Genomic DNA, 16145 nt, shown 5'->3' with positions numbered 1-16145 from the left:
CAAAAGCAAGGCCCTACAAATGATCAGCTAGACACCGTCCGCTGATCTTTTTTCTGTCTTTCCTTGCAGGCCTCTCTGGACCTCTTAAAGGTTAAATTTGTCTCATTATATCGCGCTCCTTATCGCTTGTCAAGTAAAATCAGTAACTCAGGAAGCTTTCTTAGGATCAAAATCTTCTGGGATCGGTTTAATGTATTGCATGGCGATTCGGTTTTCAGGCTTGCGATCGACTAGATAGAGAACCAGTAAAAAGAGCCATTCCAAGGGTTTCATCAGGTAATAGATCAGGTCCATAGCCCATTTCTTCTTGATATGTTTGGCAAAGGGATAGCCATAGCGGTCGTAATTGCGACGCAAGAAGCGATGGAATCGTGGCGTCTTTTCTTCTAACACCTGCTCAAAGGCATTGGCAATACAAAGCTGGCGATTGACAACAACTGGATGGCCGTGGCGGACACCCATCCGCTGGGGCTTGACAACTTTTTCATGCCCACCAGCCGCAACCGTACAGAGATAATGCTCATCAATGATGAGATTTTGAGGGGGGATCTTCTGTGAGAAGGCCCAGTCAGCTGTATTGGTCCAGGCCTTGATCATGGAATCCGGTTGCTGCCCAAAGAGCATGAGAACAAGGACAACAAGAGCAAGAGTTGGAAGAGCGACAAGGACCGCTAGCCATGGCCAGTTACGCGACTTGTTTAAGAGCCGATGGAAAAACTGAAGCAGACGATTCTCATAGCTTATCTCTGTTCGATCTTCCTGCCACTCCTTAATGCGAAGCCATAAGAGATGGATGGAATAGATCAGTAAGAAAAAGGTGTGAAAACTTGCTACCTGCAGTTGATTATCGAAAACTAAGAGAAGAACCACACCTCCTAGAATGCCACTGATGCAGAAGACATTTGCTAACGGCGAGAGTGAATTCGCATCTCTGTAGGAATAGATGATCAAGGCTAGTAAAGTAAGAGCTGCCAGTGTGAAGAAGGTCGGATAGGCGCCAGACCAGATCAGGGCATGCTTCTGAGAATTGACCAAACTCTCACTCCAATCGTAAAAAGTCATCTCCTTGACGATGTAAATGAAAATCGCTTCGAGAAAGCAACCAAAGAGTCCAAACCAAAGAACAATGGTAGGCTGTTGCTTTTTCTTTTTGATAGGCTTAGGACTAGGTGATTCTTGCCTTTCTTTCATAAGGAATGCGTCATCTTCTCTTGTCCCTTCTCCTTCCTTTGGAATTCTATCTTCAAACAAATCAGGATCTTCGAGAGCTTCTTCCTCAGATTCTTTGAACTGGAGGCTAGACCACCGACCAATCCCATAAATGATGACAAAAATATTGGGGACAAATAGGGCTATGATTAGACCGTAGGGTAAGATCTTCATCGTAAAGGAAACGATCTCCCAAACACTAAATTGAATGAATGGATCCTTTATTGCATAGATCGACTCACTAACCACAAAATAAATGTAAAAGGCCAATAGAATCAGTGCATTGGTCACAAAATTGATCTGCAACAGACCGGCTGTGAAATGGGTTTCCAATTCCTTATCCTTTTTCTTATACCAGGACACTAGTTTTTTCATAAGATCTCCTCAATCATTTTTTTACCATTCTATCAATCGAATCTTACCTTAAGCAAGGCAAAACTGTATTTTTCCATCAAAATCAGTCCCCAGATGGAGATTTTGTTTCCAATTTTCTATTTTTTAAATATTTGATCTAGCCTACTTCTTATTACCTACCTCAGCCTGTGTCATTATCCTATATAGTCCTTGAAAGACCACATTTTACGGGAAAATCGCGCTTTTTTATGTTAAAATAAAAGCATGAGAATACAACAATTACAATACATTATCAAAATCGTCGAAACCGGCTCTATGAATGAGGCCGCAAAACAACTCTTCATCACGCAACCTAGCCTTTCCAATGCCGTTAAGGACTTGGAAAATGAGATGGGGATTGAAATCTTTATCCGGAATCCTAAAGGGATCACTTTGACCCGCGATGGGATGGAGTTCCTCTCTTATGCCCGCCAGGTGGTGGAGCAGATTGACCTCTTGTCCGAGCGCTATAAAAATCCCGTGGGTTCTCGTGAGCTTTTCAGTGTCTCTTCACAGCACTATGCCTTCGTGGTTGAGGCCTTCGTTTCTCTATTGAAGAAAAGCGACATGGAAAAATACGAGCTCTTCCTACGGGAGACGCGGACTTGGGAGATCATCGATGACGTCAAGAATTTCCGAAGCGAGGTTGGCGTACTCTTTTTGAATAGCTACAACCGAGATGTCCTCTCTAAGATGTTGGATGATAATCACCTGATTGCCACCCACCTCTTTACAGCACAGCCTCATATCTTTGTCAGCAAAACCAATCCTCTTGCCAAGAAGGAGATCGTTCACTTGTCTGATCTGGAAGATTTCCCATACCTTAGCTATGACCAAGGAACCCACAACTCCTTCTACTTCTCAGAAGAGATTCTCTCTCAAGAGCATCATAAGAAATCCATCGTCGTCAGTGACCGGGCAACCCTCTTTAATCTCTTGATTGGTCTGGATGGCTACACCATTGCGACCGGGATCCTCAATAGCAATCTCAACGGAAATAACATCGTCTCCATTCCCCTTGATATCGAAGACCCGATTGAGCTGGTCTACATCAAACATGAAAAAACGGCCCTCTCAAAAATGGGAGAAAAATTCATCGAGTACTTGCTTGAGGAAGTGAAGTTTGATAAGTAAAAAAGGAGGCTGGGACAAAAGTCCTAGCCTCTCAATTATTTTTGGATTGTCGAGCAAGACGCAGTGGTTGAGTGGGCTCTACTACGCTGATTTCATCAGCTTTTACAGCCCTACTCAACTGTGCGGAGGTGGGACGACGAAATCGAATTCTAACGAATTACCGATTTCTGTCCCACTCTCTTTTTATTGTCTTAATTGTGAAAAGACTTCCCCAATTTTTCCTTCGATAACTAGGTCTGCTTGCTTGTCTTGTGGGATACTGGTTTTATTGATGACAACCAGCTTCTTCCCTCGGAAATACTGGATCAGGCTGGCTGCTGGGTAGACCACAAGGGAGGTCCCGCCGATAATGAGAAGATCAGCCGCCTGGATGGCTTGGGCTGCTTGACTAAAGACCTCCATATCGAGAGGCTCCTCGTAGAGGGTCACATCAGGCTTGACCACCTTGCCACAGTCCAAACAGTGTGGAACCGGGCCTTCCAAAGCTAGAAAGGCCTCTAAATCATAAAATTGCTGGCAACCCGTACAGTAATTACGGTCAGCACTACCATGGAGTTTCAAGACTTTCTTAGACCCCGCCATTTCATGGAGACTATCGATATTTTGTGTCACCACTGCCTTTAGCTTACCAGCTTCTTCAAGACGAGCCAGATACCGATGGGCTGCATTGGGCTTGGCATCGGGATAGAGCAGGTAATTCTTATAGAAGTCGAAAAAGTCCTCCGGATAGCGCTCAAACATGGTATGTGAGACCAATTGCTCGGCTGTCAAATGCTGTCCTACCTGAACACTATAGACACCATCTGAGCTCCGAAAATCCGGAATATTTGACTCCGTAGAAACTCCTGCCCCACCGAAAAAAACGATCCGTTGACTCTGATCAATCATCTCCTGTAGTTGAGCAATCTTATCCATCTAGTTCTCCTTTAGTAGCTCTTCCATGACAGCATTGGCCTGATCAAAATAAAAGTTAACTTGATCATAATGAATGCCTGTGTAGCTCGCAAGATCAATCAAATTCTTCATAAAATCCTGAGAAGAGAAACCCGTCGTCCGATGGAGCTCTTCCTCATCAAAGGGCTTGATCAAATGGGCCAAGGGGTTGCGAACGGATTTTTCTAGCTCTCGCAATTGCTGAGACGCAACTTTGACGCTATCTGGCAAGTCCAACTGCACAATCAACTCCGTTAAACTGGATGAATTGACCACACTTTCGCTGTGGAATTGCTGCAGGATAGGATTGTCTGACGCATGCAGACTCTCAAATTTCCAACGGTCATAACTGGATTCTTTGGAGTTATGGATATAGTTGGTAATATCAGGAATTTTCAACTGAATCAATCGCATAAAAATCCGATAGATGGCTGGGCTAACGGCACGAATAAAGTCGATAATCTGTTCATTTCTCAACTTCGCTTCGAGATCATAAAGGTAGTTGGCCAACTGTTCATCTTCTTGATCTTCATGCCAAAAAAGCTGAAAACCAGTCGCTTCTAGCAACTCGGTTCTCAACTTTTGATTCATGACGGGTTGGATATTGAGCTCTCGACGCTCGGCCATTAACTGCAGTAAGCTCACCAACAAATCCGGTACTTCTTCCTGCTGCTTGATAGAGCGCAGAGCCCGGCTGTAGTGATAATTTTGGAGATCGTAGAGCCATTCATCATGAAGGTATTCTGTCATTAGTCTGCAATCAAGGTCTCAAGACCAACTTTCATCATGTCTGTGAACGTATTTTGGCGTTCTTCAGCGGTTGTATCCTCATCTGGATTAACCAAACTGTCTGAAATCGTCATGATAGCCAGCGCATCGACGTGGTGTTGGGCGGCAAGATAGTAAAGAGCCGCTGCTTCCATTTCTACAGCTTTCACACCCCATTTACCAAGCTCGATGTTCTTTTCACCATAGTTTGAATAGAAAACGTCTGATGACAAGACATTTCCGACGTGGGTTGTCATACCGAGGTCTTTGGCAATGTGGTAAGCCTTGTCCAAAAGATCAAAGCTAGCGATTTGAGGGAAATCAAATTGAGGCCAGTCGTTACGGATGATGTTTGAGTTGGTTGCGGCTGCTTGCGCCAAGACCAATTCACGGACATGGACATCCTCGTTCAAAGAACCAGCAGTTCCTACACGGATCAATTTCTTCACGCCGTAGTCGACGATCAACTCACGCGCATAAATAGAGATCGATGACATCCCCATCCCAGTTCCCATGACAGAAACACGGTGACCCTTGTAAGTCCCTGTGTAACCAAACATGTTACGGACTTCGTTGAAGCAAACAGCGTCCTCAAGGAAATTCTCAGCGATAAATTTCGCACGAAGAGGATCCCCAGGAAGAAGAATTTTATCAGCAATTTCACCTTGCTTAGCAGCAATATGGATAGACATAATATAAGATACCAAGGGCGTTAAAGAGGCAAAGTAAAAATAGGAAATCCGACAAAGATGCCTCGCATCTAGGAGGATTTATCTTTTTTACACAGCCTCTAGCCCGGGTTCAATTCAAACCCGAACTGCCCTTCCTTTCATTTTTTGTTTTGAAAAGCTTTCCGCTCGTGTTCAAATCAGAACACATGCTCTACCTTTCTTTTTTATTTAATTTGTTAATGAGTCCAAAAATGCATAGAGTTTGGCATTCATTTCGCGATAATCGTAAGCACGAATGGCTTCCGGTTTTTGAACAAAGGTCAGTTTTTGACTTTGTTCTTCCAAAACAGCTTCACCGTCTGCAGCAATCAAGAGATCGACTGCTTCTGGATCAAATTCCAAGTGGGCTTGGAAGGCATAGTGTTTAGGACTAAAGCGAATCATCTGACGTGGACAACCTTGACTGGTCGCAAGAACGACAGCATCCTCTGTCAATCCTGGCATATCGCCATGCCAGTGACCGGTTTCAAGAGTTTCTCCCAACAAGCGGACATGCGGATCTGTTAGACCATCCGGTGTCAAGGTCACAGGATAAACGCCGATCTCGCGCTCAGGACTGTGTTCATACTCTGCGCCATAAGCAACAGACAGGAGCTGCGCCCCCAGACAGACCCCAACAATGTAACGATCTGCCTTCATGGCTTTTTGAATCAACTCGATCTCTGCCTGAGGATCGTAGTATGGAAAAACTTCCCGATCTTCATCTGGCGATTGAGGTCCTCCCATGACGATCAAAAAGTCGATCTCATCCACAGTCTCAGGTAGGGCTTCATTCTCATAGACTTTGGTCGTAGTCACCTGATGACCACGCTCCTGCGCCCATTTTAGATAAGCGCCCGGCACTTCAAATGTTTCATGCAGTACAAAATGTACCTTCATCATCTCTTCTCCCATCTCATTCGAATCACGTAAGACACACCTGTTGCAAGTACAAGCGGGATTGTTAAACTTAAAGACTGCCCTGTAAATCCAAGGCTCAGGGCAATAGCTGTCAAAGGAGCTTGTAGGGTCGTTCCTAAAAAGACGGTCGCACCAAGTAGCATCCCGAGAGCAGGATCTAAATGAATTCCAACGACTGTCATCAATAAAGTCCCTAAGTAACCGGACCCTATTCCTAAGGCAAATGATGGCGTCAAGGTTCCCCCATAGGCACCATTACGCAAGAGGAAACAAACCAGAATCCCCTTCACTGCAAGAGTCAATGGAAGATAGGGAATCGGCTGACTAGACAACAAGGTCTGGGCTAGTACCTGACCATTTCCCATAAAGATGGGGTAAAAGGCTACTAGGCTCCCCAGCACAAGAAAGGCTAGAGGAAGAGCCCAAAGAATTGTTCCATCCTTCCGTCGTTTGCGACCTGCGCGTTTAGCTAAAGATCGAAAGCCTAGCGCAAATGGAGTAACCAATAAAGCAATCAGAATCGCCTGCAAGAAACTGCTGGCCGACCAATGGACTAGCGACATATGATAAATAGAACCGTGCCCAACGATAGGCTGGGCCACCCAGGTTGCCAGATAAGTACTTGTCAAAACCAGCAGAAGGTTCTGCCAACTGTAGGCAAGTCCTAAGGTCTCAAAGACGAACAAGCTACTAGCAAAGGGAACCTGATAGACTGCGGCTAAGCCAGCTCCCGCACCACAGGCGATTAAAACTTTTCGCTCTTTGATTGCCAAGGAGAAGGCTTTGCCCAATCGACCAGCTAGAAGAGCCCCGACCTCTCGTGGGGCTCCTTCTTTTCCGACCGATGCACCTGCTCCAACAATCGCAACCTGCATCCCTGCATGAAGGAGGTGGGCTAAGAACGCTGGCTCCCTATCTCCAGCTAGGTCAATTTGCCTACGAATAGAGAGAATTTTATAGCGCCGTTGCAGAATATACCAGAAACCTGCTGCCAAGACCCCTGTCACACCTAGGACAAGGAATCTACGGAAACCTCCAGCGTGATTAAATTGCTGAAGCAAGTCCCCCTTATCTTGGCCAAAGGCCAGTCCTTGCACACCTTCTAGTAGATAATGACAGGCAATTCCGACCAGACCCGTCCCTATCCCCAATGATAGAGAGGCTAGAAGCAACCTCAGTCCGTAAGGCAGCCTTTGGAGTCTTGCTTTCATAGTTCTTACAATTCAGCCAGAATCGCTGTCAGCAAGCCTTTGAAGTCGTCTTTGACGCGCTCCGTCACTTCCACTACTTCTTCGTGGTTAAGTTCTTCTTGGAAACCAGCCGCAAAGTTGGTAATACATGAAATACCAAGAACTTTCAAACCAGAGTGAGCCGCAATGATAACTTCAGGAACCGTTGACATACCGACAGCATCTGCACCAAGAGTCTTATAGGCACGGATTTCAGCCGGAGTTTCATAAGTTGGACCTGTCACACCGATATAAACCCCATCATCCAGTTTAATGCCCAATTTGTCTGCTACTTGATGAGCAGTCTCACGGTATTCTGGAGTGTAAGCTTTCGACATATCAGGGAAACGTGGACCAAAGTCATCCAAGTTTTCACCGATCAATGGGTTTTGACCAGTCATGTTGATATGGTCTGAGATAGCCATCAAGCTACCAGGACCAAATCCGATACCACCGGCAGCGTTGGTGACAAGCACTCCTTCACATCCCAAAACTTTCATGACACGAACTGGGAAAGTCACCACTTCCAATGGGTTTCCTTCGTAGAAGTGGAAACGACCTTGAAGAGCTAAGACTTTACGTCCAGCAAGATCACCATAAACCAATTTACCAGCATGGCCGACGACTGTCGAACGACCCCAGTTTGGAATCTCAGAGTAGTCTACTACGACTGCATTTTCGATTTCTTCAGCCAGTTCACCCAAACCTGATCCAAGGATCAAGCCAAACTCAGGCGCTTCCATTCCTTTGCCCTTCAAGAAAGCAGCTGTTTCATTGATTTTTGCTAACAATGTCATTGTGTATCTCCTTTTATTTCTTAAGTAATGTGCCAATTTTGTCAAAGGTGTTAACGTTGCGAATAGTGATCTGACGATAGAAAGGCATCTTCATCAGATATTTGTGGTAGGCGGTTTTAGCGTAGCTTGCTTCTGAGAATTTGCCCCAGAAAACCGCTGTTTTGCCAAGGTGAAGCACTTCATCTCCTAGCTTCAAAGCAAGCAACTTCTCTTCTACGGATTCCCTATCCAAGCCCTCGGTGTAAAAGAGCACATCCTTACGAGCCATCTCTTCTGTCCACCATTGCGGTAGGTTTGCACATTCTGCTTCATAGTCTTCTCGACTCAGGAGAGAAAAGCGTTCAATAAAGGGATAGTGATTCTCAAAGAAGGTCGACAGGCACTCTACTAACTGAGATTGAGAAAGACCTGTCGTAAAGAAGATATTGCCACTGTTGATGTAGGTTTCCACTTGTTCCAATCCCAGCTCCGTCAATTCTTGACGAAGTTGCCCCATGACCACTTTGTTTTTGCCGCCAACATTGATTCCTCTTACGAGGAGAGCAAAGCGCATCATCTTAGACCAATTTATCTAAGAAGCTTTCTCCGATCATGGCTTTCTCAACACCAAAGTTTTCCGCCACAGTAGCTGAGATATCCGCAAAGTGGCCAACCGGAATCACGCCATTGCCTTTGAAAGATGGGCTATAAGCCAAGAATGGGATGTATTCACGCGTATGGTCAGTACCAGCGTAGGTTGGGTCGTTACCATGGTCAGCCGTAATCATCAAGAGATCGTCTTCACGCATGGCTGCGATGATTTCTGGCAAACGCTCATCGAACTCATGCAAGCAATCGCGGTAGCCGTGCGCATTGCGACGGTGTCCGTAAAGAGCATCAAAGTCTACCAAGTTAGTAAATGAGAACCCTTCTTGGAACTCAGGAAGTCCCATGGTCTTAATCAAGGTATCCATACCGTGGCTATTTGATTTGTTGTGTCCCATATCGTGGTTGATACCAGCTCCGTTGAAGATATCGTTGATCTTACCAACTGCATAAGTATCGATACCAGCTTCGTTCAACTTGTCCAAAACAGTTGGCGCAAATGGTGAAACAGCTAAGTCACGACGGTTGGCTGTACGTGTGAAGTTTCCAGGTTCCCCAACATAAGGACGAGCAATGATACGGCCTAGAAGAGCTGGACGTTCCAAAGTGATGGAACGAGCGTATTCACAGATACGGTAGAGTTCATCCAAAGGAATAATGTCTTCGTGAGCTGCAATTTGAAGCACAGGGTCTGCTGATGTATAAATGATCAACTCACCAGTTTCCATTTGACGTGGTCCAAAGTCATCGATGACCGCCGTACCAGAATAAGGTTTGTTGGCTTCACGGATAACCTTACGTCCTGAGAATTCTTCAATCTTTGTAATAATTTCTTCTGGGAATCCATTCCAGAAAGTATCAAAGGGTTCTGTAATGTTGAGCCCCATGATTTCCCAGTGACCAGTCATGGTGTCTTTCCCAAGAGAAACTTCTTGCAATTTTGTCGCATAGCCAGTTGGGTTGCTTTCAGCTGGCACAGTCTTCAATGGTACTTCACGAGGAATATTTCCAAGACCGATTTTCGCCATGTTTGGCACATTCAAACCGACGGTTTTAGAGATGTGGCCCAATGTATCAGATGCTCCATCTGGAACACCTGCATTGACAAAGTTATTGGCATCTGGTGCAGCACCGATCCCAACTGAATCCAGCACAACTAAGTGCATGCGTTTAAATTTTGACATATACTGCCTCTTTCCTTTATTAAACTAGCTATATTATACCATATCCCTATAAGAAGAGAGCCGTTCTTTGATCCGAGGCTGGGACAAAAGTCCTAGCCTCTCAATTATTTTTGGATTGTCGAGCAAGACGCAGTGGTTGAGTGGGCTCTACTACGCTGATTTCATCAGCTTTTACAGCCCTACTCAACTGTGCGGAGGTGGGACAACGAAATCGAATTCTAACGAATAACCGATTTCTGTCCCACTCTCTATTTTTCAATGATGACAGGGCCATCTGGTGTCCCTACAATCACTTTTGAAATCATGTTCAAGAATAAACCATGCTCTACGACGCCGACGGTGTGATCCAGTTCATTGGCTAGAGCTTCTGCATCCTCGATCACCTTGAGATCCAAGTCAATGATAAAGTTGCCTTGGTCGGTGACAAAACGTTGGTCATCCGCGATACGGAAAGCAGGATGGTAACCTTTTTGCTCAAAGTGACGGAAGAGATTTTCAGCTCCGTATTGCACTACTTCCACTGGAAGTTTGAAAGCCCCAAGAGTTGCAACTTGTTTGGATTCATCCACGATCCAAATGCAGTCTTTAGAATTGGTTGCGACGATCTTTTCCATGAGGAGAGCACCACCGCCACCTTTGATCCCATTCAATTGAGGATCCACTTCATCTGCGCCATCCACTGTCACATCGACCACTTCGACATCGTCGATAGCCTTGAGCGGGATGCCTAAACTTTCAGCCTGATCATAGGTCACACTTGACGTCGTGACAGCTGTGATCTGCAAGCCTTCTTCTTTGATGCGACGACCCAATTCAGCCACAAAATAATAAGCAGTTGACCCTGTACCGAGACCGACAATCATGCCGTCTTTGACAAACTCAGCCGCTTTAATTCCTACCTGTTCCTTTAGGTTTACCATCATAGACCTCCTTTTATATTCTATTACAGTATAGCATATTCTGTAAGAGATTTCACTAATTATTTGAAAACCTTTCCATCATTTAGTTCTAAAAGCAAAATCTTGCCCGTCCGCTGACTTTACGATAGAATAGAGATGAATCTACAGGAAAAGAGAAATGACATGATTACTAAAGAATTTGATACCATCGCTGCCATCTCAACTCCTCTCGGTGAGGGGGCGATCGGGATTGTCCGCTTGAGCGGGACAGACAGCTTTGCCATTGCGCAAAAGATCTTCAAAGGTAAAGATCTAAGCAAGGTCGCAAGCCACACGCTCAACTACGGTCATATCGTGGATCCAGATAAGGACGAGATTCTTGACGAAGTCATGGTTGGAGCCATGCGCTCGCCGAAGACCTTCACCCGTGAAGACATCATCGAGATCAATACCCACGGCGGGATTGCCGTAACCAATGAAATCCTGCAGCTGGTCATCCGTGAAGGAGCTCGTTTGGCTGAACCTGGTGAATTTACCAAGCGGGCCTTTCTGAATGGTCGGGTCGATTTAACCCAAGCTGAGGCCGTCATGGATATTATTCGCGCCAAGACCGACAAGGCTATGAACATCGCCGTGAAACAACTTGATGGTTCCCTGTCTGACCTCATCAACAACACGCGCCAAGAGATCCTCAATACCCTGGCCCAGGTTGAAGTCAATATCGACTATCCTGAGTACGATGATGTCGAAGAAGCAACCACTGAGATCATCCGCGAAAAGACCAGTGAATTTGAAGCCCTCTTGACCAACCTTCTCAAGACTGCCCGTCGCGGTAAGATCTTGCGTGAAGGGATCTCTACTGCTATCATCGGTCGTCCAAATGTCGGCAAGTCCAGCCTCCTCAATAATCTTCTTCGCGAGGAAAAAGCCATCGTGACCGATATCGAAGGAACCACCCGTGACGTTATCGAGGAATACGTCAACATCAACGGCGTTCCTCTCAAACTAGTCGATACGGCCGGGATCCGTGAGACCGAAGACATCGTTGAGCAAATTGGTGTAGAACGTTCGAAAAAAGCCCTCAAGGAAGCTGATCTAGTCCTCCTCGTCCTCAATGCTAGCGAGCCCTTGACTGATCAAGATCGCCAACTCCTTGAAATCTCTCAAGATAGCAACCGCATCATTCTCCTCAATAAGGTCGACCTCCCAGAGAAGATCGAAATCGACCAACTGCCGGAAGATTACATCAAGATTTCCGTTCTGAAAAACCAAAACATCGATCAAATCGAAGACCGGATTAACGCTCTCTTCTTCGAAAATGCTGGGCTGGTTGAGCAAGATGCAACTTATCTTTCTAATGCTCGTCACATCTCTCTCATCGAGAAAGCTGTTGAAAGTCTGCAAGCGGTCAACGAAGGCTTGGCCCTCGGTATGCCGGTCGACCTGCTCCAAGTCGATCTCACCCGAACTTGGGAAATCCTCGGAGAAATCACAGGGGATGCTGCTCCAGATGAGCTCATCACCCAACTCTTCAGCCAGTTCTGTCTTGGAAAATAAATCCATTTTAAGATCATATACTCTTAGAAACTTTTCTCACTGCGGATACTCTCAAATATTTCTTTCAAAATAGCTTTTATTTTACAGCTATAGGATCACCCAGTTTATTCAAAACTAGAAAAACAATGTGTCCAAAATAACAAAAATGCGTATGTGTGCAAACATACGCATTCTTTTTTTGTTTTTATTTTGCTTGTTCTAATCGCTCGACAGTCTGATAAGCTTGGTAGATCAGGAAGAGCCCAGTAGCATTCAAGACTGGAATCGCAATCGGCAACTCGGTCACGATTTGTGAGAAAGGTGAATTGCCAACAAAATGGAGTCCAAACCCAGCTACTAAATATCCCCAGCCTGCTAGAGCTAGGTCCTTGCGTCCTCTGCTTGCTTGGACAATTAGGAAGAGCCCTAGCATAACAAGACCTGTGTAGACCCAGTGAGACATAGGCGCATTAGCCACACGACCGAGAATCCCTGATACCGTGTAAGAGAAACCTTCCGGCAGATCCTGACGGATATAGGCAAAGTCCTCCACGATCTGGAAACCAAGACCAGAGGCAATGGCCAAGAGGAAGATCGACTTGATGCGACGGACACTGAACAAATAGAGGACAAAGAAGATAGGGATCAACTTAAAGGGTTCCTCAAAGAGTGGCGCAGCGATGGCACTCTCGTACTGGTTCCAAAAGTCGCTATTTGGAGCGATCGCTTGAATCATGTCATGGAAATAGGTATTGGCAAAGCTAGACAACCAACCGGCAACAAAGCCCCCACCTAATAAAGAAAAGAGAACCGGTACCCAAGATAACTTCCACTTCTTAGCAAAATGAAAGAGAGCCCAGACAGCAGGAATTGCATAGACCAAAAGGATCAAGGTTGAAAGTCCCACAATCCCGTACTGGCTACCAGACATCCAGCCTTCTGTCAGTGACTGGGTCTCATAAGCCAAGCCAATCGCTAGCAAGAGTAAATAGAGAAACAAAATCGATTTGCGTTTCATAAAAGACCTTTCTATGGTGAAATGAAAAAGGCTGGAAGACCAGTCTTTTCCGTATAGTATCATTGTAACAGGATCAGCTTAAAAAAACAATAAATGTGGATTCGTGAGAAAAATGTAAAACGTAGATGGCGACAAATGGTTGACTAAATTTAGTTACTTAATCACCAACGCTCCATTTTCCTCCGTTGCCAAGAGCTTCTCGTCTTTATCATATATTTTAAGTTTTATACTGCTTGGTGTGTTTTGAGTTGCATTGTATTGCTTTACTATCTCTTCTTTTAAATCAAAAAGCGTCTTACAATAATCTTTTGGATTTATATTTGCTAAAGATAGCATATTTTCTGATACAGAGAAGACAAGGATCACATACTCTTCATTATAATACACTCTCGCCATCTCAATTTCGCCATTGATTTGATTTTGAAGCATATAAGCAAATACTACATTAGGTTTTTCATTTCCAACCAATGAGGTAGGGGCTTGATTCATCCCTTTGACCACTGATTCTTTACTTTCCTTTGTAGAATCTTTTACATTCTGTTCAGTAGACTGCTCTTTTTTGTCTTCATTCTTCACTTCTTTTTGCGCGCACGACGACAGAAATAGCGAGAGAATGGTCACTGTAGCAAGCATAGTTTTTTTCATAGATTTTCTCCTTTTATTTTTACAAGTAGAAAACGACCTGTAATTGACCAAAATTGCATAAGCTTCCTGTAAAAGATATACCAAACCTTTAATCTTATAACCTAATAGGTCATTAGATCTTTAATAGTTTAAAAAATTTTTTTCTAATATTATTCTACCATAATCTCTCTTACTTCAGTACTGCAAGAATCTGGCGAATCATGTCTGGATCCCCATCAGGCAATGTCACCGTTTCAGCATGGTCCAAGATCCCTTGGGTAAATTGCGTCATAAACTCTTCACTATTGAGCTCATCCGCAGACTGTTGCCAATGACTCGGAACAGGATAGATCGTCACCGTCCCATCACCGTTGGATGCATAAGTGATATTTCCTTCAGCTGAATAAGAACCAAATAGATGACGCACATCTTTGGGATAATCAACGCCCAAGCCACCATTATAAATCTTTGTTCCAGCTGCACTATTTGAAATATTTAATTCTGATGGCACGTTCTTAATCACATAAGCCCAGACACGCGCAGCTTCGACCTGAGCATCGGTGTAGCCTGGATAATCATTCTGATCCGCCTTCTTCGAAGATTTAACCTCGCTATTCGGGCGAGTATTCCACTTCTTGGCCTTACTGGTCTTTGTCGTACTACTGCTATCGTCCGTATCTGCTTGCTCCCGATCTTTCGGTTGCTCTTTCTTGCGATAGTAGAAATTGTCATCATCGCCATAAGCCGGTGACTGACCAGCCCAGATCCGATCCTTGGACTTATCCGAAGCATCGTCTTTGCCCGCTATCTGACCTTTTGGAAGGAACAAGAGACCGTAGCCTCCCACACCCGACTTGGCACTAACCGTCATCTCAGCAATCTGGTCCTTCTGCTTAAAGCTCGATGCATCAAGCTCAACATCCTCGCTGACCAAGCCCTTGTCATCAAAGACCAGCTCATTGCCACGCCCATCGATCCAAGTCCCCTTGATACTCGAGTAGTCCTTAGCCTTAATGGCTTTCAAATCCATACCAGACTGTTTCTTTTCTGAAGTGCTGGTCTGCTTGGAATCCGAACTCTTAGGCGTCACCGTCCTCTGAGGACGACCACACGAAGCCAAGACCAAAGCAGAAAGCACAATTACCAAACCTTTTTTCATATCAATCTCCCTTCACACACCTACTATTTTAGAAAAATAAGAAAGGAGAGTCAAAGAAAAAGTGGATGGGGGAGAATCAATTAATGACCTAAAAGTCTGTAAAATTATGATTTGAATTTCTCAAGAAAAAGAAGCTCAATGTATTGAGCTCCTAGACCATCATTTTTTTGTTTTTCTTATTTTGGGACCGTTCGAAACAACAAAGCTCTATAACTAGAAACATTGATACTATCAACTCCACACATCCCACATAGACAGTTTCCCTTATGTTTTTTAATATTCTTCAAAACTAAATCTTATACAAATTATTTAATTTTTCTAACTCTAATATATTCATACATACTTCTACTCCAGTAACTACCCCCTTGCTATGAATAAATCCACAAGAAAACACAATCCTCTCCTTACTCAAAATATTTGTCAATACTACTAATGCTTCTAAAACATAATCCTCTATTGTAATAAAACTATTATTTTCATCTTTCAAAAACTTTATAAATCCAATATCCTTACACCTATCACCAAAATAAAACCTAAGTGATTTTAAATAATAATCAAAAAACACATCACTCTCCATAGAAAATCCCTTCATTTTTAAAATATTCTATTATATCATACAAAAAATAAGTTTTGTGACCATTCGAAACAACACAGCAAGTTAAAATAAGGCTTTGTCCGTATCCGACTTGAAAAAGTGTGCACCGATTCGGTGCCTTTTTTTGTCTTGTTTTATTTATCTCTAATCAATCATTATATTAACTTTATTTTACTCCTTCCTTCTTCAAAAATCAATTCATTATATCTAGATATTCCATCAATTGTTGACTTTAAATTTACAAAAATTCGCATTCACGAGTTACTTTAGATGGTGGATAAACTCCTATTTATATAACATTTCCCATTTATTTTCTGTAGAGACTTTCCGCTGTGAAAAAAGTGCCCTAGGCTCAAGAATTAGTCACGGAACTTCTACGATTTCTAGTAACCCAAAAATGTTTTTGAGCTAATCATTGTCAATTATGTACTTTATTTAAGTGAAAACTAAA

The 16145-nt window shown here is 44.0% G+C and carries 16 protein-coding genes; 2 read left to right on the top strand and 14 right to left on the bottom strand.

What is annotated here, in order from left to right; translation table 11 throughout:
* Nucleotides 1-147 precede the first annotated feature (147 nt).
* On the bottom strand, nucleotides 148-1584 hold the full coding sequence (locus GMC92_RS01865; protein WP_155199551.1) for a DUF6688 domain-containing protein: 1437 nt from the start codon (nucleotides 1582-1584) through the stop codon (nucleotides 148-150).
* 243 nt (nucleotides 1585-1827) lie between these two features.
* Here GMC92_RS01865 and GMC92_RS01860 point away from each other — a divergent pair, with 243 nt between their 5' ends.
* The gene (locus tag GMC92_RS01860) at nucleotides 1828-2736 is read left to right on the top strand and encodes a LysR family transcriptional regulator (RefSeq protein WP_003003594.1); all 909 of its coding nucleotides are present in this window, start codon (nucleotides 1828-1830) and stop codon (nucleotides 2734-2736) included.
* 183 nt (nucleotides 2737-2919) lie between these two features.
* Here GMC92_RS01860 and GMC92_RS01850 read toward each other — a convergent pair whose 3' ends face one another.
* The 9 genes from GMC92_RS01850 to rpiA form a co-directional block, all read right to left on the bottom strand.
* Nucleotides 2920-3651 carry an NAD-dependent protein deacylase gene (locus tag GMC92_RS01850; protein ID WP_155199550.1) on the bottom strand — a complete coding sequence of 244 codons (732 nt, stop codon included), beginning with the start codon at nucleotides 3649-3651 and terminating at the stop codon, nucleotides 2920-2922.
* Complete coding sequence (locus GMC92_RS01845) at nucleotides 3652-4419, bottom strand: hypothetical protein (protein ID WP_155199549.1); 768 nt, start codon at nucleotides 4417-4419, stop codon at nucleotides 3652-3654.
* Complete coding sequence (gene deoD, locus GMC92_RS01840) at nucleotides 4419-5129, bottom strand: purine-nucleoside phosphorylase (protein WP_155199548.1); 711 nt, start codon at nucleotides 5127-5129, stop codon at nucleotides 4419-4421. The genes GMC92_RS01845 and deoD overlap by 1 nt, the downstream gene beginning before the upstream one ends.
* Before the next feature lie 207 nt (nucleotides 5130-5336).
* On the bottom strand, nucleotides 5337-6050 hold the full coding sequence (locus GMC92_RS01835; protein ID WP_155199547.1) for a type 1 glutamine amidotransferase: 714 nt from the start codon (nucleotides 6048-6050) through the stop codon (nucleotides 5337-5339).
* The gene (locus tag GMC92_RS01830) at nucleotides 6047-7279 is read right to left on the bottom strand and encodes a chloride channel protein (RefSeq protein ID WP_155199546.1); all 1233 of its coding nucleotides are present in this window, start codon (nucleotides 7277-7279) and stop codon (nucleotides 6047-6049) included. Before GMC92_RS01830 ends, GMC92_RS01835 begins: the two co-directional genes overlap by 4 nt.
* Nucleotides 7280-7284: 5 nt before the next feature.
* Nucleotides 7285-8094, bottom strand: a complete 810-nt coding sequence (locus GMC92_RS01825) for a purine-nucleoside phosphorylase (protein WP_155199545.1) — start codon at nucleotides 8092-8094, stop codon at nucleotides 7285-7287.
* 13 nt (nucleotides 8095-8107) lie between these two features.
* The gene (locus GMC92_RS01820; protein ID WP_155199544.1) at nucleotides 8108-8650 is read right to left on the bottom strand and encodes a DUF1697 domain-containing protein; all 543 of its coding nucleotides are present in this window, start codon (nucleotides 8648-8650) and stop codon (nucleotides 8108-8110) included.
* A gap of 1 nt (nucleotide 8651) precedes the next feature.
* Nucleotides 8652-9863, bottom strand: coding sequence for a phosphopentomutase (locus tag GMC92_RS01815; RefSeq protein ID WP_129824785.1), 1212 nt, complete (start codon nucleotides 9861-9863; stop codon nucleotides 8652-8654).
* Nucleotides 9864-10111: 248 nt separating this feature from the next.
* Nucleotides 10112-10783, bottom strand: a complete 672-nt coding sequence (gene rpiA / locus GMC92_RS01805; protein WP_049497341.1) for a ribose-5-phosphate isomerase RpiA — start codon at nucleotides 10781-10783, stop codon at nucleotides 10112-10114.
* A gap of 162 nt (nucleotides 10784-10945) precedes the next feature.
* On the opposite strand from rpiA, the gene mnmE reads away from it, so the two are divergent.
* Entirely contained in the window at nucleotides 10946-12319 is a 1374-nt protein-coding gene (mnmE, locus tag GMC92_RS01800; protein ID WP_045759367.1) for a tRNA uridine-5-carboxymethylaminomethyl(34) synthesis GTPase MnmE, read from the top strand.
* A 184-nt stretch (nucleotides 12320-12503) separates the two neighbouring features.
* Here the strand turns inward: mnmE and GMC92_RS01795 are convergent, their stop codons facing one another.
* From GMC92_RS01795 to GMC92_RS01780, 4 genes are all read right to left on the bottom strand, one after another.
* Complete coding sequence (locus tag GMC92_RS01795; RefSeq protein WP_155199543.1) at nucleotides 12504-13316, bottom strand: PrsW family glutamic-type intramembrane protease; 813 nt, start codon at nucleotides 13314-13316, stop codon at nucleotides 12504-12506.
* 153 nt (nucleotides 13317-13469) lie between these two features.
* Complete coding sequence (locus GMC92_RS01790) at nucleotides 13470-13961, bottom strand: hypothetical protein (RefSeq protein WP_155199542.1); 492 nt, start codon at nucleotides 13959-13961, stop codon at nucleotides 13470-13472.
* Nucleotides 13962-14130: 169 nt separating this feature from the next.
* Complete coding sequence (locus tag GMC92_RS01785) at nucleotides 14131-15099, bottom strand: DUF6287 domain-containing protein (RefSeq protein ID WP_155199541.1); 969 nt, start codon at nucleotides 15097-15099, stop codon at nucleotides 14131-14133.
* Between the two features lie 289 nt (nucleotides 15100-15388).
* The gene (locus GMC92_RS01780; RefSeq protein ID WP_024055601.1) at nucleotides 15389-15676 is read right to left on the bottom strand and encodes a hypothetical protein; all 288 of its coding nucleotides are present in this window, start codon (nucleotides 15674-15676) and stop codon (nucleotides 15389-15391) included.
* Nucleotides 15677-16145 lie beyond the last annotated feature (469 nt).

It is taken from the genome of Streptococcus parasanguinis (genome assembly GCF_009717775.1).
GTDB lineage: Bacteria > Bacillota > Bacilli > Lactobacillales > Streptococcaceae > Streptococcus > Streptococcus parasanguinis_AG.
This window is presented reverse-complemented; position numbering and strand designations above follow the sequence as displayed.